The following is a 22,552-nucleotide window of genomic DNA, read 5'->3' on the forward strand; positions in this document are numbered from 1 at the left end:
GCCGTTCCCTCAACGCTCCCGCATCCTCGTCACGACGTCACTTCCCGCTCGATGCGGCCTCGCGTTCCGCGATCCACGCCTGCACGCGCTCGCGCAGGAACGCCAGCGGCACCACGCCGTCGCCGAGCACGCGCTCGTGGAACTGCCTGAGGTCGAAGCGATCGCCCAGCGCCGCTTCCGCTTCCCTGCGCAGCGCGACGATCTCCAGCCCGCCCGAATCGTAGGCCGTGAGCTGTCCCGGCATCGCGGCGATGCGATCGACCATGTCCGCGGAGGTTTCCGGCGGGAACCGGCCGCTCTCGGCCATGAACTTCACCGCCTGCTCGCGCGTCCAGCCGAACACGTGGATGCCCGGATCCACCACCATGCCGCGCGCCGGCCACAGGCGACGGGTGATCCGCGCGTAGGGCGTGGTGTAGATGCCGGCTTCCTCGCTCAGCGCCTCGGAATAGCGCGCCCAGCCCTCGGCATAGGCCGAATTGAACGCCAGCGCCGACAGCGGATGGCGCTTGCCCAGGCCGCGCGCCAGCGCGAGTTGCAGGTGATGCCCCGGCCAGGTTTCGTGCACGAGGGTGATTTCCGCCGCGCCGCGACGATCCGCGTCCGGATGATCCAGGTTGATGCGATACACGCCCGGCTTGCGGTCGTCCGGATCGGGCTCGTAATGCGAGCTCACGCCGGTGCCGCGCTGCTCGGGTTTGAGCGGTTCGACGACGGCCGGCTGCACGGGCATCGTCGCGAAATACTTCGCGCTCTTCGCGCGCGCCGATTCGAGCAGGCCGCGCGAGAATCGCAGCTGATCGTCCGCCGAGGCGAAGCGGTTGTCCGGCGCTTCGTCCACGCGCCTGACGATGGCGTCCAGTTCCGTGGTGCCGAACATCTCCCGGCTCAGCGTCTGCACGTAGGCGAGATTGTCGGCAACGGTGCGCTGCCCCAGTTCGTACACGGCGCGCGGCGAACGGTCGAGCGTCGTGTACGACCGCAGCATCGCCTGGTAGCACTGCGCTCCATCGGGCAACGCGGACAGGGCGATCGTCTCGCGCGCCGCGCCCTGGTATTCGTTCACCAGGAAATCGCGATAGCGACGCAGCGCGGGCTGGACCTGCTGCGCGACGACCACCTCGAACGCCTTCGCGAACGCCTCGTCCTTCGCCTTTTCGCCCGGCGCGAAATACGGCGACTTGCGCGGTTCCAGATCCACCATGCCGTCGAGCTGCTTCACCACGCGCGCCACCACCGCCTTGGGCGCGGTGTAGCCGCCCTTGATGCCGGCGCGCAGGTTGGCGATCTCGTGATCGACGTACGCCGGCAGCGTGCGCCAGCGCGCCAGCGCCTGCTGGCGTTCGTCGGCGGTGGCGACGGGCTGGCGGTCGGCCAGATCGGTGAACGCGGTGTGCCAGCCGAACATGTGGTTCACGTTCCACTGCTCGGCCCGACAGATGCGCAGCGCGCGGTTGGTTTCGAGGATCTCGCGCAGCTGCGCGTAGGCGAGCTGCGCGCCGCGATCGTCGAGTTCATCGCGATCCACCGCCTGCAACCGCGTCCACAACGCGTCCTCGCGTTCGTCCAGCCGCGCGTGGTCGGCGGCCGAATTGCGCGGCAGGTAGTCGTGGCGCTTGAGCGGGAGGATCTCGTAATACGCCGGCGTGGGATCGTACTGGAGCGACAGCGCGACCATTTCGTCGGCCATCGCCATGACCTCGTCGTTCGCCATTCCTTCCGCCGCGATGGCGGGCATCGCCACCGCCAGCCCCAACACCGCCGCACTGCCCCAACCGCCTGCCATCCGCATGACCTGCCTCCTGCCGTGGTAAGTCACGCGATGGTAGTGGGTGGCGGGCGCGGGCGGATGTGCCGCACGGTCAGGTCTCTTCGACACGACGTTGCGGGCCTGCCCGCTCGCGAGGGGCGCAATCGTGACCCTGTCAGCGCCGTCGCAGGCTTTCGAGCAGCGCCTCGCGCGCGCGGCGCACCATCTGCTCGCGCGACATCGCGGGCTCCGGTTGCGACGTCGCCGCCGGTGCCGGTTGCGATACCGACAACACGCCGCCCGTGCCCGGCACTGGTTCGATCACGAAGATCTCGCCGTCGAAATCGACGATGTACACGTTGTTCGCCGAGTCCGTGCCGAAGGCGACGACGTTGTCGATCACGCCCGCGTCCGGCGCGAAATCCGCGTTGCGCAGCTGGAAGCGCGAGGACGGAATCGTCGTGCCCTGCTGGATCACGCCGGTCTGGATCGACCACAGGTTCGGCTGCACGAAATCGCCGAACAGGTACTCGCCGCGCAGCGATTCCAGCGGCCCGCGATACACCACGCCGCCGGTGACCGAGTCGCCCTCGCGCGGACCGCTGCCGTGCAGGTATTCGGCGATCGGCGCGGTGAGCCCGGTGGTGGAACCGCCGCGGAACGGCTGCGTGCCTTCCATGATCGGCCAGCCGAAATTGACCCCGGCTTCGCCCGAGCGCGCCAGGTCGATCTCCTCCACCGCGCCCTGCCCCACGTCGCCGATGTACAGGTGGCCGGTGAGCGGATCGAAACTGTTGCGGAACGGATTGCGCAATCCGTACGCCCACACTTCCGGCGCATCCGGCGCGGTGAAGGGATTGCCGTCGGGAATCGCGTAATCGCGCGCGGGATCGCTCGGGAAGTCATCGGTCGCCGGGTCGATGCGCAGCATCTTGCCGAGCAGCGACGCGCGGTCCTGTGCGTTGTTGTCGGGATCGCCTTCGCCGCCGCCATCGCCCACGCCGACGTAGAGCATCCCGTCCGGACCGTAGCCGATCCAGCCGCCGTTGTGGTTGCTGCGCGGGTGCGCGATGCGAAGGATCGTGTCGCCGCTGGCGGCGTCGGCCTGGTCGCGATTGTTCGACAGCGTGTCGTAGCGGCGCAGTTCGATCGTGCCATCGAGCACCGTCAGGTAAACGTAGAAGCGTCCGCTGGTGGCGAAGTCCGGCGCCGTCGCGAAGCCGAGCAGGCCGCGCTCGCCATCGGTGGACACCTGCCCGGTCAGGTCGAGGAAGGGCGTCGCCGCGATCGCACCCGTGGCCGGCGTGAGGATGCGGATGCGCCCGGCGCGTTCGACCACGAACACGCGGCCGGTCGCGTCCGGCACGGGGGCGAGGAAGGTCGGGAAGTCCATGCCCGACACCACGCGCCGCACGCGCAGCTGCGCGCCGGTGACGTCGGTGACGGTGACGCTCAACGGAAGCGTGGCCGTCCTGGCGCCGTCGCTCGCGGTGATCGAGACGAGGTAGACGTTGTCGGCATTGGCGTCGGTGGGCGCCTCGAAATCCGGCGGCGAGAGGAACTGCAGCGCGCCGGCCGCGCTGAGGATGAAGCGCGCCTGGTCCGCGCCGCCGCCCAGCGAATACGACACGGGCCTGCCTTCGGGGTCGTTCGCCGTCGCCGTGTAGAAGACGCCCGCGGTGCCTTCCGGCACGGTCGCCGCGGCGGCCGAGGTGAAGGTCGGCGGATCGTCCGTCGGCGCGCCGGGAATCTGTTCGTTGTCGTCGGATCCCCCACCGCCGCCGCAGGCCGCGAGCATCGCGGCCAGGACGCCGGTCACTGCCAGTCGTGCGAGCTCCATGCGTACGCTCCCGGACCTTCGCGACACGCCGGAGCGGCGCGCCTGCGGGCGGCCGACAGCGTGTCAGAGGCCGGCGTGGCGGTCCGTGAAGGGCTGCGGGATTCACGATTCGGTGATCGGCGGGGCGGCTCCGTTCGTCGGTGCGGCCGTGGTCGGGGCGGATGTCGTTCCGCTTGCGCCCCGGAAACACGCATTCACCCGGTCTGCCCGGCCCGCGATGTCCTCCCCCGCGTCCGCTTCCCGTATCCGGTGTTCACATCACCGGAGTGCAGGGCAATGCGGCGTGTCGCGAAATGGCTGGGGTGGAGCGTGGTAGTGATTGCGGTGCTGGTGGGCGGCGTGTTCGCCACCGCCTGGGCGCTGAGCGAACGCGCGTTGTCGCGCACCTGGGCCGTGCAGGACCCGCCGATCGCCGACGCGATGGGGTCCGCCTCGCTCGAACACGGCCGCCATCTCTACGCGACGCGTGGCTGCGCCGACTGCCACGGTGCCGACGGCGCGGGAAAGCTGCTGGTCGATGCGCCGCACGTGGTGCGCATCGTGCCGAGCAACCTCACGCGCAGCGTTCGCGACGAAGCCTGGACCGACGACCGCCTCGCCGCGGCGATCCGCCATGGCGTGCGTCCCGACGGCACGCCGCTGATGATCATGCCCACCGGCGACTACACCGACATGGACGACCACGACATCGCGTCGATCCTCGCCTACCTGCGCACGCTGCCGGCGGTGGACGCGGATCCGGGGCTCACGCAGGTGCGTCCGCTCGGGCGCGTGCTCTACATGTTCGGGAAATTCCCGCTGGTGCCGGCCGAACGCGTCGACCACACGCCGCGCGAACGCCGCGCGCCACCGGCGATGGTGAGCGTCGCTTACGGAAAGTACGTGGCGCAGGTGTGCACCGGCTGCCACGGCAACGACTTCGCGGGCGGTTTCGTGCTCGAACCCGGCACGCCACCGTCGGCCAACCTCACCCCGCATGCGAACGGATTGCAGGCGTGGAACGAAGCCGATTTCATGCGCCTGATGCGCACCGGCCAGCGCCCCGATGGTCGCCATCTGCACCGCATGATGCCGTGGAAGTCCTACAGTGCGATGCAGGAGGTGGAGCTGCGCGCGGTGTGGACGTATCTGCAGTCGTTGCCGCCAGCGGAAGGGAAAACCCGCTCGTGAGGCTCACTGCCGGAACGCGCCCCGGGTGCGGCTTCGCCTTACCCGGGCTACAAAGGCGTGTGTTTCAGGTACCCATGCATCAATCGATGCGATACACCCGCGCCTTCGGCAACTCCTCGACCACCTGGAGGAACCAGCGCCCGGCGATGCCCGGCACGACGACGATCTCGGGCGACTCCAGCGTCGCGGACAGTTTCAGCGCGCCCTTGAGCACCTTCCAGCGCTGCCCGTTTTCCAGTTCGAACACGGTGCCGGGTTCCCATCCGCTCACGGAACCCTTCAGCCGGCTCTCGATGGGCTTGTCGCTGAAGCCGATGAGCGTGGTCTCGTCGCGGCCGTCATCGTCGCGACGCGAGGCGCCGGCGTCGTTCGCCACCGAAGGCACCGACGCATTCGCAACCGCCGAAGCCCCCTGCCGCTCGTGCGCCTTGCGCAGCATGCGATCGAGCTGTTCGATCTGCTCGCTGGTGAGCCCCACCGACCGCAGCTGCTCCGGCGTCAATCGCTCCTCGATGCCGACGTAGGACGACTGCGCGAACGCGCCCGGCGACAGCGTCGCGAAGGCCAGCGCCAGGGCGGACAGGAGCGTGAACTTCATCGGCGGATCCCGGGCTTCGATCGCGCCACGATGCTGCAATTTCGTGACAGACGCGTGACACCGTCCGCGATGCGTCAATCCCCGCGCCGCAGCGAGAAGAACGCGATGTCGCGCCGCAACGTGTAACCGCAACGCAGGTACAACTCCTTCGCGCGCGAGTTCTCGTGCGCGACGTGCAGGAAAGGCGTTCGCCCGCGCGCGAGGTTGTCGTTGCCCAGCATCGCCAGCAGCTGGCGCGCGTAACCGCGGCCGAGGAAATCCGGATGCGTGCACACCGCGCTGATTTCCTGCCAGCCATCCATGCCCATGCGTTCGCCGATGATCGCGGCCAGTCGTCCTTCCTGGTAGATGCCGAAGTACCGTCCCAGCCGCATCGTGTACGGGCGGAAGTAATGCGGGTACACGAGCGCGGTCAGCGCCAGCACGTCCTGCCGGTGCGATTCGTCGAGCTCGACGATCTCCGGCCCATCGACACGTTCCACCGGCTGCGTGCACACCATCTGCGCCAGCATCGCAAGCTTCTTCGCCTCGAAGCCCGGCGGCACCCGCGGCATCCGGTCGAGCACGAGCGTCGTCTCGCCCGGCTCGATCAGCGCCGCCAGCGCATCGGACACGTCCAGGCCTTCGCGCGGCACGCCGAGGAACGGCGCGACCTGCGCGGGGTAACGCGCCACTTCGCCGCGCGCGAGCGCGAGATCGCGATGCCGGCTGCGCAGCGCTTCCCAGATCGGGTTGTCGAGCACGTCGTCGCTCGTCATGCCGTTACACCTTGACCGTCTTCCACGTTCCGCGCGAGAACAGCCACAGCGTGAACAGGCCCACCGAGGTTTCGGACACGAATACCGCCCAGAACACGCCCAGTTCCTGCCAGCCCATCGACACCGCCAGCGCGTACGCCAGGGGGATCTGGATCAGCCAGAAGAACACCACGTTGATCTTGGTCGGCGTCACCGTATCGCCCGCGCCGTTGAACGCCTGCACCGACACCATCCACCAGCCGTAGACGAAGTACGAGTACGACAGGATCTGCAGCCATTCGCCGCCGACATCGATCACTTTGGCGTCGCTGGTGAACAGCGCGATGAGATCGTGGTGGAAGAAGAAGAACACCACCGAGATCGCCATCGTGAAGGCCATGTTGTACCAGCCGATGCGCCACACCGCCGCTTCCGCGCGTTCGGGCTGCTGCGCGCCGAGGTTCTGGCCGACCAGCGTCGCCGCCGCGTTCGACATGCCCCACGCCGGCATCAGCGTGAACATCATGATGCGGATGGCGATGGTCGCGCCGGCCACCGCCTCGCTGCCCATGCTCGACAGGATGCGCATCAGGAAGATCCACGAGGTCATCGACACGATCATCTGGCCGATGCCGCCCAGCGAGGTGCGCACGATGTTCCAAAGCACCGCGCCCTGTACCGCGATCTGCGACCACGCCACGCGGATGTGCTTGCCGCCATGGAACAGCACGTACAGCTGCAGCGCGACGCCGGCGCCGCGGCCGATGTTGGTCGCGATCGCCGCGCCTTCGATGCCCAGCGCCGGCACCGGCCCGAAGCCGAAGATCAGCAGCGGGCACAGCACGATGTTCAATCCGTTCGCCAGCCACAGCACGCGCATCGCGATCGCCGCATCGCCGGCGCCGCGAAAGATCGCGTTGATCACGAACAGCAGCATGATGATCGCGTTGCCGCCGAGCATCCACTGCGTGTAGCGATACCCGTGCTCGATGCTCCACGCATCGGCGCCCATCAGGCGCAGCAGGTCCTTCGCCCACACGATGCCGACCACCGCGAACGGCACCGACACCAGCAACGCGATGAGGATCGCCTGCACCGCGCTGATCGCCGCGTCCTCGCGCCGGTTCTCGCCGATGCGCCGCGCGACGATCGCCGTGACCGACATCGCCAGGCCCATCGCGATGGAATACAGCAAGAAGAGGTAGGTTTCGGTCAGACCGACCGTCGCCACCGCCGAAGGCCCGAGTTTCGCGACGAACCAGATGTCGACGACCGCGAAGGTCGATTCGAGCACCAGCTCCAGCACCATCGGCACCGCGAGCAGGAACACCGCGCGGCGCAGCGGGATCTTCGTGTAGTCGGCGTTGGTGCCGCGGATCGCGTCGCGGAGTTCGGACCAGAGGGAATGCGTGGCATCGGCCGGCATCGCGGCCGTGGGGGACTGCGGTTCGGTGCTCATCGGGGCGTCCATTCTCGTGTGCGGAGATGTTAAACGACGAACGGGGCCGCTCCCGATCGACATCCGCATGAATCTTCGTGATGCGCACTGCGGCACATCACGCCCGTTTCCGCACGCCGATGGCGAAGGCACGCGCCGGATTGCGGACCAGCAGGGTCGCGATCGCGTCCTCGTCGAATCCGGCGCCGCGCAGTGCCGGCACCAGCACGGTGAACAGCGGATCGTAAGGCTTGAACTCGCCGCCGCCCGGCTGGCCCGCGTTGTACCAGCCGGCGTCCTGCGAAATCAGTACGTGTTCGAGCAGCCCGGCCTCGCGCATGCGCCCGAGCATTGAGAGGTATTGGCTTTCCTGACCGGGGCGGAAGCCGTCGAACGATACCCACGCCCCGCGCCTCGCCGCCTGCACGTGGTGCTCCCCCATGACCTCGTTCTGCGCATGCACCCAGATCCAGGCCGACGGAGCGAGCCCGGCGGCGTCCAGCGTTTCAAGCTGGGCGAAGGCGCATCGCGCGTTGCGACCGGGCTCCACCTCGCCCCACGGACCGGTGTGGGCGGCAATCACCAGCCCGGTTTCCAGGTGCGTGCGTGCCGCTGCGCGCAGGACCTTGCGATCGAGTTCGGCGAGCGGGTCGTTCTCGATGCCTAGTTTGATCAGTCCTGGACGCACGCCGGTGCCGTCGATGCCCTCGCGCCATTCGCGGGTCCAGCGCGAGGCGAGTTGCGCATCGGTTTCGCGCATCGCATAGGGCGGAATGAAACGACCGCCGGCGGCGAGATAGGCGCCGGTGACGGTCAGCATGTGCAATCCGCTCGCTTCGGAAAGACGCCGGATCAAGGCGGCATCGCGACCCAGCGTGGTCGCCGTGCAATCGACCAGCGTGCGACAGCCCGCCTCGCGCAGTGCGCGAAGGTGCGGCAGCAACGTCGCGACGACGGCATTCGCGTCAGGCGGCAAAGGCGTTGCGGCCTGTTCGGCATGGGGGCGCAGGTCGGCGTAGAGGTGTTCGTGCGCGAGCGTCACGCCCATCGCATCGGCGTCGATCGGTCCGCGCACCGTCATCACCGTGGCGCCGCCACCCGCTGCACCGCGACCGCTGCACGCCGGCAATGCCATCGCGAACGCCGATGCCGCCACGGTGCCGAGGAATTCCCTGCGATGCATGGCGCGGACCTCCGTACCGATGGACGCCCGATGTTAGCGCCCTCAAGAACGCGAACGGCCCGGTTTCCCGGGCCGTTCGTCGCATCAGGGCCACAGCTCGCCGACGATCACACCATCGGCAGCTTCAATCCCTGCTCCTTCGCGCACTGCTTCGCGATGTCGTAGCCCGCATCGGCATGACGCATCACGCCGGTGCCCGGATCGTTCCACAACACGCGCGCGATGCGCCTGTCGGCTTCCTCGCTGCCATCGCACACGATCACCACGCCGGAATGCTGCGAATAGCCCATGCCGACGCCGCCGCCGTGATGCAGCGACACCCACGTCGCGCCGCCGGCGACGTTGAGCATCGCGTTGAGCAGCGGCCAGTCGGACACGGCATCGGAACCGTCGCGCATCGCTTCGGTTTCGCGGTTCGGCGAAGCGACGCTGCCGCTGTCGAGGTGATCGCGGCCGATGACGACCGGCGCCTTCAGCTCGCCATTGCGCACCATCTCGTTGAACGCCAGGCCCAGCTTGTGGCGCAGGCCCAGGCCGACCCAGCAGATGCGCGCGGGCAGGCCCTGGAAGCTGATGCGCTCCTTCGCCATGTCGAGCCAGCGGTGCAGGTGCGCATCATCCGGAATGAGCTCCTTCACCTTCGCGTCCGTCCTGTAGATGTCCTCCGGATCGCCGCTCAGCGCGACCCAGCGGAACGGACCGACGCCGCGGCAGAACAGCGGGCGCACGTACGCCGGCACGAAACCCGGGAAATCGAAGGCGTTCTGGCAGCCTTCGTCCTTCGCCATCTGGCGGATGTTGTTGCCGTAGTCGAACACGGGAATGCCCATGTCCTCGAAGGCGAGCATCGCCTCGACGTGCACGCGCATCGACTTCTTCGCCGCGTCGCGCACCCGCGCCGGATCCTCGGTCTGCATGCGCTGCCACTGCTCGACCGTCCAGCCGATCGGCAGGTAGCCGTGCACCGGATCGTGCGCGGAGGTCTGGTCGGTGACCGCATCCGGGCGCACGCCGCGACGCACGAGTTCCGGCAGGATTTCCGCCGCATTGCCGAGCAGCGCGATCGACTTCGCCTCGCCGCTTTCCGTGTACTTCTCGATGCGCGCGAGCGCGTCGTCGAGGTCGGTCGCCTGTTCGTCGACGTAGCGCGTGCGCAGGCGCATGTCGATGCGGCTCTGCTGGCATTCGATGTTGAGCGAGCACGCACCGGCCAGCGACGCGGCCAGCGGCTGCGCGCCGCCCATGCCGCCCAGGCCCGCGGTGAGGATCCACTTGCCGGTGAGGTTCCCGCCGTAATGCTGGCGGCCCATCTCGACGAAGGTTTCGTACGTGCCCTGCACGATGCCCTGCGAACCGATGTAGATCCACGATCCGGCCGTCATCTGGCCGTACATCATCAGGCCCTTTTTATCGAGCTCGTTGAAGTGTTCCCACGTCGCCCAGTGCGGCACGAGGTTCGAGTTGGCGAGCAGCACGCGCGGTGCATCGGGATGCGTCGGGAAGATGCCGACGGGCTTGCCGGACTGCACGAGCAGCGTTTCGTTGTCGTCGAGTTCGCGCAGCGATTCAAGGATCGCGTCGAAGCTTTCCCAGTCGCGCGCGGCACGGCCGATGCCGCCGTACACGACGAGGTCCGTCGGGCTTTCGGCGACTTCGGCGTCGAGGTTGTTCTGGATCATCCGGTACGCGGCCTCGGTGAGCCACGACTTGCAGGATTTCTCGGTGCCACGCGGGGCACGGATGACGCGGGAAGGATCTTTGCGGGTCGACATCGGACAACTCCGTCGGCTGGGCGTCGCGATCGCGACGCGCGGAACAGGCTCCGGAATTATCGCGCCGCGCCTTGCGGCCGGAAGCGCCGTCGGGCCTGCGGGGCGGCGATCCGGGGCGAATTCCCGTCTGCCGCGACCGTTTTGTATACGCTGTACACATGAGCCGTCGCCGCACCCCGTCCGAGCACACCGCCGATCGCATCCTGCGCGCCGCGCGCACGCTGTTCGAACGCGAGGGCGCGGCGGGCGTGAGCATGCGGCGGGTGGCGACGGCGGTCGGCGTGACGCCGATGGCGATCTATCGGCATTTTCCCAATCGCGAGGCGCTGCTCAAGCGCATCGGCGACGACAGCTTCGATGCGATCGCCCGGCACTGGCATGCGCGTGCGCGCGGCGGCGACGTGCTCGAACGCCTGCTCGCGGTGCAGCGGATCTATCTGGATTACGCACTCGCGCATCCGCACCTGTTCGATCACGCGTTCTCCACCGCGCGCACGGATGCACGGCGTTTTCCCGAGGATTTCCACGCGCGCCGTTCGCCCACGCTGAACGTGGTCGCCGATGCGGTGGAGGACGCGATGCGCGCGGGCGTGCTGCGCGAGGACGACGTGTGGGACGTGGCGGTGACGCTGTGGGCGCACACGCACGGACTGATCGCGCTGTATCGCGCGGGGCGGTTCAACTTCGACGAGGTTGCGTTTCGCCGGTATTACGAGGCGTCGTTGCAGCGGTTGTTGCGGGGGTTGGTGGGGTGAGTGACGTGTGCGGCGGCGATGCAGGGACGCCCGATCGTTGTCGTGGCATCCGTCATTCCGGCGAAGGCCGGGATCCAGGCTGACACGCGGTCCCCAAAGCTGGAACGACGGTGAGGTGATTTGCCCCAGCGGGAGTGCCCGGGGGTTACGGGCCGGATCCCGGCCTTCGCCGGGATGACGGATGCCCCACCTTCCGCCCCTCCACTCGCACGCGGGAACTCAACGCCGCGGCTCGATCGCCGGCTTCAGCTCGTTCACCGGCGGCGGAGGCGGGATCTCGATCGTTTCCAGCCGCTGTGCCTGCGCTTCCTTGCCCGCGCGCCAGGCTTCGTGCGTGGCGCGGCGGGCCTGGTAATCCTGCAGGATGCGCGCCGAGTCGGCGGGCGTCGCCGCGGCGGCGCGGCGGGCGTCGGTCTGCGCGCGGTCGGCTTCCATCAGGCGGTCCTGGCGGTCGATCTGGCTGCGCAGTGTGTCTACCTGCACGCGGCGGCTCGACGCATCGAGCTGGCGGTTCAAGGTCTGCAACGAGGTGTCGCGCGAGCTGTCCACCCCGCGCGGCAAACGCGGCTGCGAGGACGGCGAGATCGGCGCCATGCGCGGCGGCGGTTGCAGCGTGTTGACCGGCGGCTGCTGCGCCAGCGCCGGCACGACGGCCAGCGCCAGCGCGAGCGCCGGCACGGATCGCCATGCGCGCATCGAACGCTTCATGCGATCAGCGCACCGACGGGTCGAGTCGGCGCAGCGCGTCGGCCAGGTCGGTCTCGCCGGTGCGGTCGATCTGCTCGCGGCTGTAGCTGCGGCCCGGGCCGATGCACAACGCCTTGCCGGTCTTCGGATCGCGCGGGCGGATGTTGGTGCCGGTGTTCTTGACGCAGCCGACGTTGGAGTTGCGCTCCTTCGCGGGCGGGTCGGATGCGGCCTGCGCGTCGGCCGACACGGCCGCGTCGACCTGCGTGGGGGCCGCCTGCACCTGGGCCTGGGCCTGGGCGTCGACCGCCGTCTGCGCGGTCGCACCGAAGGCGCACATGCCGAGCACGACCGCGAGCGCGGCGATCGCCGGGCTGCGATTGCGGTTGCTGGAGTTCATGACGTCACCTGGCATGGAACGGCGTCATCGCCGTACCTCCACCATACGCCCACCATCCCAAGCGGAAAGTGAGCGGAAACGACCGGATTTAGGCCATCGTCAGGCTTGTGGGCACGCGACCTGGCGGCCCTCGCGGAAAGCCGTCGCCTCGGCCTCCGTGGCCGGACGCGGGTCGATGCCGTCGTCGAACAGCACGCGCCAGACGCCGTCGGCACCCCGGTGCCAGACCGAATGGAAGGCGCCGATGCGGAAACGCTGCGTCGTCTTCGGGTCCAGGTCCTCGAACAGCGACGGGCCGCTCGACCAGGCCACGTTCGCGACGCCGTCCCCGCCGGCCGCGCCGATCGTGGTCCGGGTCGGATACCACGACAGCCTGAACCGCTTGCCTTCGACGATGCCGGCCCAGCGCCTGGCGATCGCCTCGCGCCCGCGCGTGGGCTGCGCCTGGCTCGCGCCGAACGCGGCGTTGGCGTCGATGTGCGAAGCGAACGCCGCCGCGTCGTGATCGGCGACCGATTGCGCGAAGCTCAGCTCGCGCGCCCAGACCTCGCATTCGGCGGAACTCATGCGCGCCGGCTCGGGCTTCGGCGCGGTCTGCGCGAATGCCGCGGCGGACACGGCGAGCGACACGGCGGCGGACAGGCGGATCACGGCAGGCTGGCGCATGGCGGGCTCCGGTGCCGGCGGACGTCGCCGGCTTGCGGCCACTGGATTGCGGCCACTATTGGCAAGGCGGCGCGGCGGCGCCAGCGACTAAAGTCATGCCGCAACACACGCTCGCTATCATCGGCGGATGCCTTTCCTTCGTGCCGCGGCCGTCGCCGCCTGTTTCGTCCTGTCCGCCTGCAGCGCCCACGCTCCGCGCCCCGCTCAAGCGGCGCCGCGCACCGTGGTGCTGGTTTCCATCGACGCGTTCCGCGCCGATTACCTGTCGAAGGACGCCACGCCGAATCTCGTGCGCCTCGCCGACGAAGGCGTGCGGGCGGAGTGGATGAACCCGTCGTACCCCTCGCTCACCTTCCCGAACCACTACACGCTGGCGACCGGCCTGCGCCCCGACCGGCATGGCGTGATCCACAACCGCATGAGCGATGCGGACATCGGCGATTTCGCGGTGGCCGACCGCAGCGCCGTGGACGACAGCCGCTGGTGGGGCGGCGAACCGATCTGGGTCACCGCCGAGAAACAGGGCGTGCGCAGCGCGAGCTGGGCGTGGCCGGGCAGCAGCGCGCCGATCGGCGGCATCCGTCCGAGCCAGTGGGTCGCCTACAACGACACGGTGTCGCCGGCGCGCCGCATCGACGACGTACTCGTCTGGCTCGACGCGCCGCCCGCGCAGCGCCCGCGCCTGGTCACGGTGTATTTCGAACAGCTCGACAAGGCCGGCCACGACCACGGCCCCGACTCGCCGCAGGTGCGCCGCACGCTCGGCGAACTCGATGCGGTGATCGGCCGGCTGCGCGACGGGCTGGACGCACGCGGGCTGCTGGACTGGACGGACCTGGTCGTCGTTTCCGACCACGGCATGGCGAAGGTCGGTCCGGGTCGCGCGATCGGCGTGGAGCAGATGATCGCGCCGTCGATCGCGACGGTGGTGTCGGATGGCCAGTCGATCGGCGTGCAACCGCTGCCCGGCCGCGAGCGCGAGGCCGAAGCACGGCTGCTTGGCGCTCACGCGCACTACGATTGCTACAGGCGCGAGGAATTGCCGGCGCGCTGGCATTACGGGACGAACCCGCGCATACCGCCGATCGTGTGCCAGATGCACGAAGGCTGGGACGCGCTGTATCCGCAGAAACTCGCCAGGCGTTCGCCGGAGGCGACGCGCGGTTCGCACGGCTACGATCCGGCGCTGCCGTCGATGCGTGCGCTGTTCGTCGCACGCGGGCCGTCGTTCGTGCCGGGCACGCGGCTGCCGGCGTTCGACAACGTGGACGTGTACCCGCTGCTGGCGCGACTGCTCGATATCGAAGCCGCGCCGAACGACGGCGACGTCGCGCCGCTGCTGCCCGCGTTGCGCGGGCGCTGAGTGCGCGTCCACGCGGCGATGGGCCGCGTGGACGTCGCCAGTGGTTTACTTACCGCGCGGCTTCGCCGGCTTTTCGGCCGAGGCTTCGGCCTTCGGCGGCTTGGCCTTCGCCGCCGGTTTGGCGGGCTTCGCCGCTTCCTTCTCGACGCTCTTCGCGGCCGGTTTCGTCGCGGCCTTCGCGGCCGGCTTCGCGACCTCGGCCGCCTGCGCCGGCGGCGTCGCCAGCATGGCGTTGAGCTTCAGCGACTCCAGCGCCGCATCCACCTGCCTGCGCACCGACGCGGCGACTTCATCGGCATCCTCCAGCGGCTGGCCATCGCGCATGACGGCGAGCCCGTCCTGCGCCACCGCCTGCAGCACGGCGCCCACCATCGCCTCGACGTCGACGTTGCCGTCCAGCAGCGGCAACACGAAGCGTTCGAGCGGGCCCGGTTGCACCGACTGGTGCCATTCGTTGAACAGCGCCATCGGCTGCGCACCGGCCGCGGCCAGCGCACGGAGCGGCGCACGCGCGAACGGGCGCCCGGACAACGCGCCCGCCACCACCGGTTCGCTGCGGAAACGCACGGCATTGCCGATGAGAAGGTTGGTGACCAGGTCGAGCGCGCGGGCGGCGTCTTCCATCGTGAAATCGGCCAGCAGTTCGGCCACCGGCACGGTCGCCGGCCATGCGGCGTTGAGGCGTTCGATCACCGCGCGCGTCACCGGCGAAGACGTGGTGACGGTGGCGCCGCCGATGTAGGTCCAGCGGTCGGCGCCGTTGGCGTCGGCCTCGTCGCGCACGTAGCGGCCGGCGACGTGCAGGCGGACGGTGCGTTCGGGATCGAGCTGGTAGCGGATCCGCGCGGCGCGGTCGGCATGCACCAGCAGGGTCTGGCGGAACGTGCGGTTCTGCAGGAAATCCATCAGCTGTTCCAGCACGACCTGGTCGCCGCCGCATTCGGCCAGCAGCGCCGGTGCCGCGGAGACGCCGTAGTTGCTGGCGAACATCGAGGCGATCGTCGCATCGCCGAGGTATTCCAGCCCCTGCGCGCGCGCACCGGCCACGAAATCGCGGAAATAGCAGGGCGCGTTGCACAGCTCCAGGTACTCGTGGCTGAGGTAGAAGTCCTCGCCGCCCCGGATCATGTCGATGTGTTCCTTCATGACGGTGGACAGCACGCTGCCCTGCGCCGCCTGCTCGTGCAGGAACTCGATCATCCCGCGCGCGTAGGCCAGCTGTTCCTGCGCGCTGGCGCGATCGCCGCCGCGCAGCAGCATCGCGTCGCGCACGATCTCCTTCGCCTTCCAGCCCGGATACGTGTTGTAGCTGACGTACGCGATGCCGTCAGGCGCGAGGAACTCGTTGCACACGCGCAGGATCGCCGCGCGCACGTCGTCCGGCACCCAGCTGTAGACGCCGTGGCAGACGATGTAGTCGAACCTGCCCAGCGCCGGATCGAGGTCGGCGAGGCTCCCCTGGATCAGGCGGACGTTCGACAGGCCCATCGCTTCGACGATGTGGCGACCGGCGTCGATCTGCACCGGCGAGAGGTCGATGCCGACCACGTCGGCCTCCGGGTGACGCACCGCGAACGGGATCAGGTTGCCGCCGGCCGCGCAGCCCAGTTCGAGCACGCGCGCGCGACCGGGCACGGGCGCCTCCAGTCCGAACAGGTGCGCCACCGCGCGCAGGTGCTCCGGCGCGCTGCCGGCGAAGGCGGCGGAGGTGTATGGCACTTCATCGTAGGTTTTACCGATGCGGTCAATCAGAGCTGTCATGGTTATGGCCTGTTCGAAGAGGCCCGCATTCTGGGTAGCGCGACCGGCGCGCCGGAATCAGATGCATCTGAATTTGGGCGGGCCGGATTTGCGGGGCCGGAGCCGTCCACGTGCATGTCCGAATCCGGCCAGTTCGCCCCGCCCGACGGTGCTAGCCTGACCCCATGCCCGCCTCCGACCACATCCACGCCGACGCCCTGCCCGCCTTCCAGGTGTGCGAACAGGCCCGCCGCACGCGCGATCCGCGCTTCGACGGGCTGTTCTTCACCGCCGTGCTCAGCACGCGCATCTACTGCCGTCCGGTCTGCCCGGCGACGACCGCCAAGCGCGTGGTGTATTTCCGCCACGCCGCGGCGGCCGAAGCCGCCGGATATCGCCCGTGCCTGCGCTGCCGGCCGGAGCTTTCGCCCGACGACGGCAGCTGGCGGCGCGGCGACGCGGCCCTGGCGCGCGCGTTGAAGCTAATCGACGACGGCGCGCTGGCCGAACAGCCGCTGGCGGCGCTGGCGCAGCGCGTGGGCGTCGGCGAGCGCCAGCTGCGCCGCCTGTTCGTCGAACGCGTCGGCGTCGCGCCGATGGGCGTGCATGGCACGCGCCGGTTGCTGTTCGCCAAGCAGTTGCTGACCGAAACCGACCTGCCGATCACGCAGGTCGCGCTCGCGTCCGGCTTCGCCAGCCTGCGCCGCTTCAACGACGCATTCCGCACCGCCTACCGGATGGCGCCGCGCGATCTGCGCAAGAGCCGGCGCGAGGCGAGCGACGCCGGCGACGTGCTCACGCTGCGGCTCGGTTACCGGCCGCCGTACGACTTCGCCGCGATGCTGGATTTCCTGCGCGGCCGTGCGCTGCCCGGCGTGGAGGTCGTGGACGATCGCAGCTACGCGCGCGTGATCGGTCCGATCGAACGCCCCGGCTGGCTGCGCGTGAGCGCATGGCCGGGCGGCGAGCACGCCCTGAAACTCGAACTGCACGGGCCCGCATCGTCGCGATTGCTGGAGATCGTCCAGCGCCTGCGCCGCATGTTCGACCTGGACGCCGATCCGCAGGCGATCGCCGAGACGCTCTCGGGCGATGCGAGACTGGCGCCGCTGCTGGCGCAGCGTCCCGGATTGCGCCTGCCCAGCGGCTGGGACGGCTTCGAGATCGCCGTGCGCGCGATCATCGGCCAGCAGGTCAGCGTCGCCGCGGCGCGCACGCTCGCCTCGCGCCTCGCGCAGAAATACGGACAGGCGTTGCCGCAACCGTTCGCGGAGGGCCTCGCGCACCTGTTCCCGACGCCCGAGGCGCTGGTCGATGCCGAGCTGGAATCCATCGGCCTGATCCGTTCGCGCGCGCAGACCGTGCGCGGCGTGGCGCGGGCGCTGCTCGAAGGCCGCGTGGATTTCCGCGCCGAGCGCACACTGGAGGATTTCGTGTCGCGATGGGTCTCGCTGCCCGGCATCGGGCCGTGGACGGCGCAGTACATCGCGCTGCGTGCGCTGGGGCATCCGGACGCGTTCCCCGTCGAGGACCTGGTGCTGCAGAAGGCCTTGCCCGCAGATGGCACGCGCATGACCGCGAAGGCGCTGGCGGCGCGTGCGGAACAGTGGCGGCCGTGGCGCGGTTATGCGGTGATCCATCTCTGGCGCGATTCGGTGCCTGCGCCCGCGATGCGTGCGGAGAAACCCGCACGGGCGAAGCGCGGCGCCGTGCGCGGCGGCGTCGTGGATGCGACCGCATGATCCGCTACGCGCATATGCCCAGCCCGGTCGGCCCGCTGCTGCTCGCCGCCAGCGACGATGGCCTGCACCAGATCGAATTCCAGAACCCGCGCCATCCGATGTCGCATTGCGACTCGTGGGAGCCGCGCGAATGCGAGGTCATCCGCGAAACGGCCGCGCAGCTGCACGAGTATTTCGAAGGCGGACGGCGCGACTTCGAACTGCCGCTCGCGCCACGCGGGACGACGTTCCAGTTGGACGTGTGGCGCACGCTCGCGACGATTCCGTACGGCGAGACGATCAGCTACGCGCAACTCGCGCAGCGCGTCGGCAAGCCGTCGGCGATGCGCGCGGTGGGTGCGGCGAACGGCCGCAATCCGTTGCCGCTGGTGCTGCCCTGCCATCGCGTGATCGGCAGCGACGGCAGCCTGACCGGTTTCGGCGGTGGATTGCCGACGAAGGTGTTCCTGTTGCGGATGGAAGGCGCGTTGCCGGCGACGGTGGATCTGTTCGGCTGAATCTCGCTGCGAACGGGCTCCTGTAGCTCCTGTAGCCCGGGTAAGCGAAGCGCACCCGGGGACACGTAATCATCGCGGATGCGTCAACCCGGGTGCGCTTCGCTTACCCGGGCTACAAAGGCGTGGATGCCATCGCGTCAGTCGCGCATCAACTCCGCCATCGCCGCGCGATACCGCAGCGCGATCTCACCACGCTGCCGGTGCTGCCCGCCTTCCGCCACGCGCCGCCCGCCCACGTACACGTCGCGCACCAGCGGACGATTCCCGCTGAAGATCCAGCGATCGATCGCATCCTCCGGCGCCAGGCCGAACAGCGCCGGCGCATCCGTGTCCAGCACCACCGCATCGGCGTATTCGTCCGGCGCGAATGCGCCGATCGCATGGCCGCTGGAATGCCGCGCACTGCGCGCGACATCGCGCAGCAGCGTCTCGCCGACGCTCGGCGAATCCGCGCGCACGGCGATGTTGCGATGGCGCGTGGCCAGGCGCTGGCCGTATTCGAGCCAACGCAACTCCTCCACGGGCGAGACGGAGATGTGCGAATCCGAACCGATGCCCCAGCGTCCGCCCGCATCGAGGTAATCGCGCAGCGGGAACAGGCCGTCGCCGAGGTTGGCTTCCGTCGTCGGGCAGATCGCCACCGTGGCGCCGCTGCGTGCGATGCCCTGCGTTTCCGCGGGCGTGAGGTGGGTCGCGTGCACCAGCGTCCAGCGCGCATCGACGTCCGCGTTCGCGAGCAGCCATTCGACCGGCCGCGCATTGCGCAGCGCCAGGCAGTCCTGCACCTCGCCGACCTGCTCGGCGATGTGGATGTGCACCGGCATCGACGGCGGCAACGCGTCGAGCACCGCGCGCATCGCATCCGGCGGAACGGCGCGCAGGCTGTGCAGCGCGCAGCCGACGTGCAGCATCGGACCGGCGTCCTCGCACAGCGTGTCGATCAGGCGCAGGTAGGCGTCGAGGTCGTGGCCGAAGCGGCGCTGGCGTTCGCCCAGAGCGCGGCCGTCGAAACCGCCGGTCATGTAAAGCACGGGCAACAGCGTCAGGCGGATGCCGGCCTCGCGCGCGGCGGCGATCAAGGCACGCGACATCGCGGCCGGATCGTCGTAGGCGCGGCCGTCCGGCGCGTGGTGCAGGTAGTGGAATTCGCACACCGTGGTGTAGCCGGCTTCCAGCATCTCCGCGTAGAGCTGCGTCGCCACCGCCTGCAGCAGCTCCGGCGTGAAGCGCGCGGCGAAGCGGTACATGGTCTCGCGCCAGGTCCAGAACGAATCGGCGGCGTTCGTCTGCCGCTCCGCCATGCCCGCCATGGCGCGCTGGAACGCATGCGAATGCAGGTTCGCCACGCCCGGCACGACCCAGCTGGAACTGCCGGTCGGTTCGGCGGCCACCCGCGCGCGGATGCGGCCGTGGTCGTCGATGTCGAAGCCGGCGTCGGAACGCCAGCCTTCGGGGGTCCAGAGCATCGCGGCGTCGAGGGTCTTCATGGCCCGCATTGTCGCCCGCAGGGACGGCCGTGGCGATGGCCCCGCGGACGCCGGGCCACGGCTAGAATCGGACCCCATGACCTCCAACGCGCATCCGGCCTGGGATGGACTGATCCTCGGCGCCTCCCTCGCCACCCTCGATGCGCCGGACGGCTATGCCGACATCCTGGAGGGCGCGCTGGCGTGGAAGGACGGCGTGCTCGCCTACGTCGGCCCGCGTTCGGGCCTGCCCGACGCGCCGCAACGGCTGGCACGCGAAGTGATCGAGACCAAGGGCTGGATCACGCCCGGCCTGGTCGACTGCCACACGCACCTGGTCTTCGCCGGCGACCGCGCGCGCGAGTTCGAGCTGCGCCTGCTCGGCGCCAGCTACGAGGAGATCGCGCGTTCCGGCGGCGGCATCCTGTCGACCGTGCGCGCCACGCGCATGGCCGACGAAGGCGAACTGCTGCGCCAGTCGCTGCCGCGCGCGCACGCGCTCATCGCCGATGGCGCGACGACGCTGGAGATCAAGTCCGGCTACGGCCTGGACTTCGACAACGAACGCAAGATGCTGCGCGTGGCGCGCCGGCTGGAGCAGCTCGGCATCGGCGTGCGCGCCACGTACCTCGCCGCCCATGCGCTGCCGCCGGAGTACGCCGGTCGCGCCGACGACTACATCGCCGCGGCGATCGAATGGCTGCCGCGCCTGCACGCCGAAGGCCTGGTCGATGCGGTGGACGCGTTCTGCGAAGGCATCGGTTTCACTCCGGAGCAGACGCGGCGGATGTTCGAAGCCGCGCGCGCGCTCGGATTGCCGGTGAAGCTGCACGCCGACCAGCTCAGCGACCTGGGCGGCGGCGCGCTGGCGGCGGCGTTCGACGGCCTTTCGGCCGATCACGTCGAACACACCAGCCAGGACAGCGTGCGCGAGATGGCGCGTCGCGGCACCGTCGCGGTGCTGTTGCCGGGCGCGTTCCATGTGCTGCGCGAAACGAAGCTGCCACCGCTGGAGGCGTTCCGCACGCACGGCGTGCCGATGGCGGTCGCCACCGACTGCAACCCCGGCACCTCGCCGCTGCAATCGCTGCGCCACGCGATGCAGCTGGCGTGCACGCATTTCCGCCTCACGCCGGAAGAAGCGCTGCGCGGCGCGACGATCAACGCCGCGCGCGCATTGGGCCTGCACGATCGCGGCGTGCTGCGCGTGGGCGCGCGCGCCGACTTCGTGTTGTGGAACATCCAGCATCCGGCCGAACTGTGCTACTGGCTCGGCGGTCGCCTCGCCCAGGCGGTGCACGCCGGCGGCCATCGCGTCATCTGATCGAACGAACACCTGCCAAGGGGAGAAAGCATGCGCTTGCGTTACGCCGTTCTGGGCCTGTCGCTGTCGATGGCCGTCACCTCCGCATCCGCCGCGAACGATGCGGCGCGCCGACTCGCGCAGGACGCGATCATCGTCGACACGCACATCGACGCGCCGGGCGAGCTGCTCTCGCACTGGGACGACCTCGGCGTGGCCGCGCCGAAGAAGGAGTTCGACTACCCGCGCGCGCGTGAAGGCGGACTCGACGTGGCCTTCATGTCGATCTACACCTCGCCCGAGGAGGACGCCGCCGGCACGGCGTGGCAGACCGCGAACACGCAGCTCGACGCCGTCGAGGCGATGGTCGCGCGGCATCCGGACAAGTTCGCGATCCTGCGCTCGCCGGGCGATGTCGAGAAGCTGCGCAAGGGCGGTCGCGTGCTGCTGACGCCGGGCATGGAGAACGGCGCGCCGATCGGCGACGACCTGTCCAGGCTCGCGGACTTCCACGCGCGCGGCGTGCGTTACGTCACCCTCGCCCACAGCGAGAACAACCGCATCGCCGATTCGTCCTATGCGATGAAGAAGAAGTGGGGCGGGCTGAGTCCGTTCGGCGAGCAGGTCGTCGCCGAGATGAACCGTCTGGGCATCATGGTCGACGTCTCGCATATTTCCGACGACGCCATCCGCGACGTGCTGCGCGTGACCGACGTGCCGGTGATCGCCAGCCATTCCGGCATGCGCCACTTCACCCCGGGCTTCGAGCGAAACATCAGCGACGAACTCGCGCTGGCGGTGGCGAAGGAAGGCGGCGTGGTGCAGCTGGTGTTCGGCACCGGCTTCGTGAGCGCGAAGGCGGCGGCCGACATGCAGGCATATTTCGCGGCGTCCGCGGCGTTCGACGAGGAAAACGAGAAGCTCGCCGCGGCCGGCAAGCCGGTGAAGTCGAAGGATGCGTTCGAGAAGCAGTGGAAGGATGAGCACCCGGTGCCGGTCGTGCACATCGATGCGGTGCTGGACCAGATCGACCACGCGGTGAAGCTGCTTGGCGCGGACCACGTCGGCATCGGTTCGGATTTCGATGGCGTCAGCGGCAACCTGCCGGTGGAGCTGCGCTCGGTCGCCGACTACCCGAACCTGGTGGAAGGCCTGCAAAAGCGCGGATATTCGGATGCGGACATCCGCAAGATCCTGGGCGGCAACCTGTTGCGGGTGTGGGGCGAGGTGGAGAAGGCGGCGAAGGGCTGAGGTTCGAGTCCATCTCCTTTCAGTAAGGCGCAATATCCGGGCGACCCGCTTTCGTAAGCCACTGACGCGTGCCCAAGGTCAGCAGAACCCATCCTGCGGCGGAGCGCTCGGCGCGGACACTTCATCCCTCCCCAGCCCTCCCCTGCATTCGCAGGGGAGGGAGCAACAAGCCAAAACAAAAGCCCCGCCGGAGC

19 protein-coding genes are annotated in these 22,552 nt (G+C 69.4%); 7 read left to right on the plus strand and 12 right to left on the minus strand.

Annotation, left to right across the window (positions count from 1 at the left end; translation table 11 throughout):
* Nucleotides 1-37: 37 nt before the first annotated feature.
* Both I4U41_RS03495 and I4U41_RS03500 read right to left on the minus strand, forming a co-directional pair.
* Entirely contained in the window at nucleotides 38-1,792 is a 1,755-nt protein-coding gene (locus tag I4U41_RS03495; RefSeq protein WP_206859744.1) for a DUF885 domain-containing protein, read from the minus strand.
* A gap of 133 nt (nucleotides 1,793-1,925) precedes the next feature.
* Nucleotides 1,926-3,590: a PQQ-dependent sugar dehydrogenase gene (locus I4U41_RS03500; RefSeq protein ID WP_206859745.1), complete on the minus strand. Its 1,665-nt coding sequence runs from the start codon at nucleotides 3,588-3,590 to the stop codon at nucleotides 1,926-1,928.
* Between the two features lie 276 nt (nucleotides 3,591-3,866).
* On the opposite strand from I4U41_RS03500, the gene I4U41_RS03505 reads away from it, so the two are divergent.
* Entirely contained in the window at nucleotides 3,867-4,760 is an 894-nt protein-coding gene (locus tag I4U41_RS03505) for a c-type cytochrome (protein ID WP_206859746.1), read from the plus strand.
* A 79-nt stretch (nucleotides 4,761-4,839) separates the two neighbouring features.
* On the opposite strand, the gene I4U41_RS03510 is transcribed toward I4U41_RS03505, so the two are convergent.
* The 5 genes from I4U41_RS03510 to hutU form a co-directional block, all read right to left on the minus strand.
* Nucleotides 4,840-5,358, minus strand: a complete 519-nt coding sequence (locus I4U41_RS03510; RefSeq protein WP_206859747.1) for a hypothetical protein — start codon at nucleotides 5,356-5,358, stop codon at nucleotides 4,840-4,842.
* 74 nt (nucleotides 5,359-5,432) lie between these two features.
* A complete protein-coding gene (locus I4U41_RS03515; protein WP_206859748.1) occupies nucleotides 5,433-6,116 on the minus strand; it encodes a GNAT family N-acetyltransferase in 684 nt (227 codons plus the stop codon).
* Nucleotides 6,117-6,120: 4 nt separating this feature from the next.
* Complete coding sequence (locus tag I4U41_RS03520) at nucleotides 6,121-7,554, minus strand: MATE family efflux transporter (RefSeq protein WP_206859749.1); 1,434 nt, start codon at nucleotides 7,552-7,554, stop codon at nucleotides 6,121-6,123.
* Nucleotides 7,555-7,651: 97 nt separating this feature from the next.
* Nucleotides 7,652-8,716: a phosphotriesterase family protein gene (locus I4U41_RS03525; RefSeq protein WP_206859750.1), complete on the minus strand. Its 1,065-nt coding sequence runs from the start codon at nucleotides 8,714-8,716 to the stop codon at nucleotides 7,652-7,654.
* 107 nt (nucleotides 8,717-8,823) lie between these two features.
* On the minus strand, nucleotides 8,824-10,488 hold the full coding sequence (gene hutU / locus I4U41_RS03530; RefSeq protein WP_206859751.1) for a urocanate hydratase: 1,665 nt from the start codon (nucleotides 10,486-10,488) through the stop codon (nucleotides 8,824-8,826).
* Between the two features lie 158 nt (nucleotides 10,489-10,646).
* Here hutU and I4U41_RS03535 point away from each other — a divergent pair, with 158 nt between their 5' ends.
* Nucleotides 10,647-11,243 carry a TetR/AcrR family transcriptional regulator gene (locus I4U41_RS03535; protein WP_206859752.1) on the plus strand — a complete coding sequence of 199 codons (597 nt, stop codon included), beginning with the start codon at nucleotides 10,647-10,649 and terminating at the stop codon, nucleotides 11,241-11,243.
* A 219-nt stretch (nucleotides 11,244-11,462) separates the two neighbouring features.
* Here the strand turns inward: I4U41_RS03535 and I4U41_RS03540 are convergent, their stop codons facing one another.
* The 3 genes from I4U41_RS03540 to I4U41_RS03550 form a co-directional block, all read right to left on the minus strand.
* Nucleotides 11,463-11,939, minus strand: coding sequence for a hypothetical protein (locus tag I4U41_RS03540; protein WP_206859753.1), 477 nt, complete (start codon nucleotides 11,937-11,939; stop codon nucleotides 11,463-11,465).
* A gap of 16 nt (nucleotides 11,940-11,955) precedes the next feature.
* Nucleotides 11,956-12,330, minus strand: coding sequence for a hypothetical protein (locus I4U41_RS03545; protein WP_206859754.1), 375 nt, complete (start codon nucleotides 12,328-12,330; stop codon nucleotides 11,956-11,958).
* A gap of 99 nt (nucleotides 12,331-12,429) precedes the next feature.
* Complete coding sequence (locus I4U41_RS03550; protein WP_206859755.1) at nucleotides 12,430-12,996, minus strand: YybH family protein; 567 nt, start codon at nucleotides 12,994-12,996, stop codon at nucleotides 12,430-12,432.
* 127 nt (nucleotides 12,997-13,123) lie between these two features.
* Here I4U41_RS03550 and I4U41_RS03555 point away from each other — a divergent pair, with 127 nt between their 5' ends.
* Nucleotides 13,124-14,359, plus strand: a complete 1,236-nt coding sequence (locus I4U41_RS03555) for an alkaline phosphatase family protein (RefSeq protein ID WP_206859756.1) — start codon at nucleotides 13,124-13,126, stop codon at nucleotides 14,357-14,359.
* A gap of 45 nt (nucleotides 14,360-14,404) precedes the next feature.
* On the opposite strand, the gene I4U41_RS03560 is transcribed toward I4U41_RS03555, so the two are convergent.
* On the minus strand, nucleotides 14,405-16,120 hold the full coding sequence (locus I4U41_RS03560; RefSeq protein WP_206859757.1) for a methyltransferase regulatory domain-containing protein: 1,716 nt from the start codon (nucleotides 16,118-16,120) through the stop codon (nucleotides 14,405-14,407).
* Nucleotides 16,121-16,284: 164 nt separating this feature from the next.
* Here I4U41_RS03560 and I4U41_RS03565 point away from each other — a divergent pair, with 164 nt between their 5' ends.
* Together I4U41_RS03565 and I4U41_RS03570 are read left to right on the plus strand one after the other, a co-directional pair.
* Nucleotides 16,285-17,841, plus strand: coding sequence for a DNA-3-methyladenine glycosylase 2 family protein (locus I4U41_RS03565; RefSeq protein WP_206859758.1), 1,557 nt, complete (start codon nucleotides 16,285-16,287; stop codon nucleotides 17,839-17,841).
* A complete protein-coding gene (locus I4U41_RS03570) occupies nucleotides 17,838-18,338 on the plus strand; it encodes a methylated-DNA--[protein]-cysteine S-methyltransferase (protein WP_206859759.1) in 501 nt (166 codons plus the stop codon). Before I4U41_RS03565 ends, I4U41_RS03570 begins: the two co-directional genes overlap by 4 nt.
* A 137-nt stretch (nucleotides 18,339-18,475) precedes the next feature.
* Here I4U41_RS03570 and I4U41_RS03575 read toward each other — a convergent pair whose 3' ends face one another.
* Complete coding sequence (locus I4U41_RS03575) at nucleotides 18,476-19,825, minus strand: formimidoylglutamate deiminase (RefSeq protein WP_206859760.1); 1,350 nt, start codon at nucleotides 19,823-19,825, stop codon at nucleotides 18,476-18,478.
* 76 nt (nucleotides 19,826-19,901) lie between these two features.
* Between I4U41_RS03575 and hutI the strand changes: the two genes are divergently transcribed.
* Both hutI and I4U41_RS03585 read left to right on the plus strand, forming a co-directional pair.
* Nucleotides 19,902-21,128 (plus strand): imidazolonepropionase, encoded by a 1,227-nt coding sequence (hutI, locus tag I4U41_RS03580; protein WP_206859761.1) that lies wholly within the window; start codon nucleotides 19,902-19,904, stop codon nucleotides 21,126-21,128.
* Between the two features lie 30 nt (nucleotides 21,129-21,158).
* Nucleotides 21,159-22,358: a dipeptidase gene (locus tag I4U41_RS03585; protein WP_206859762.1), complete on the plus strand. Its 1,200-nt coding sequence runs from the start codon at nucleotides 21,159-21,161 to the stop codon at nucleotides 22,356-22,358.
* Nucleotides 22,359-22,552 lie beyond the last annotated feature (194 nt).

The sequence above is a fragment of the Lysobacter changpingensis genome (assembly GCF_017308985.1).
GTDB classification, from domain to species: Bacteria; Pseudomonadota; Gammaproteobacteria; order Xanthomonadales; family Xanthomonadaceae; genus Lysobacter_J; species Lysobacter_J changpingensis.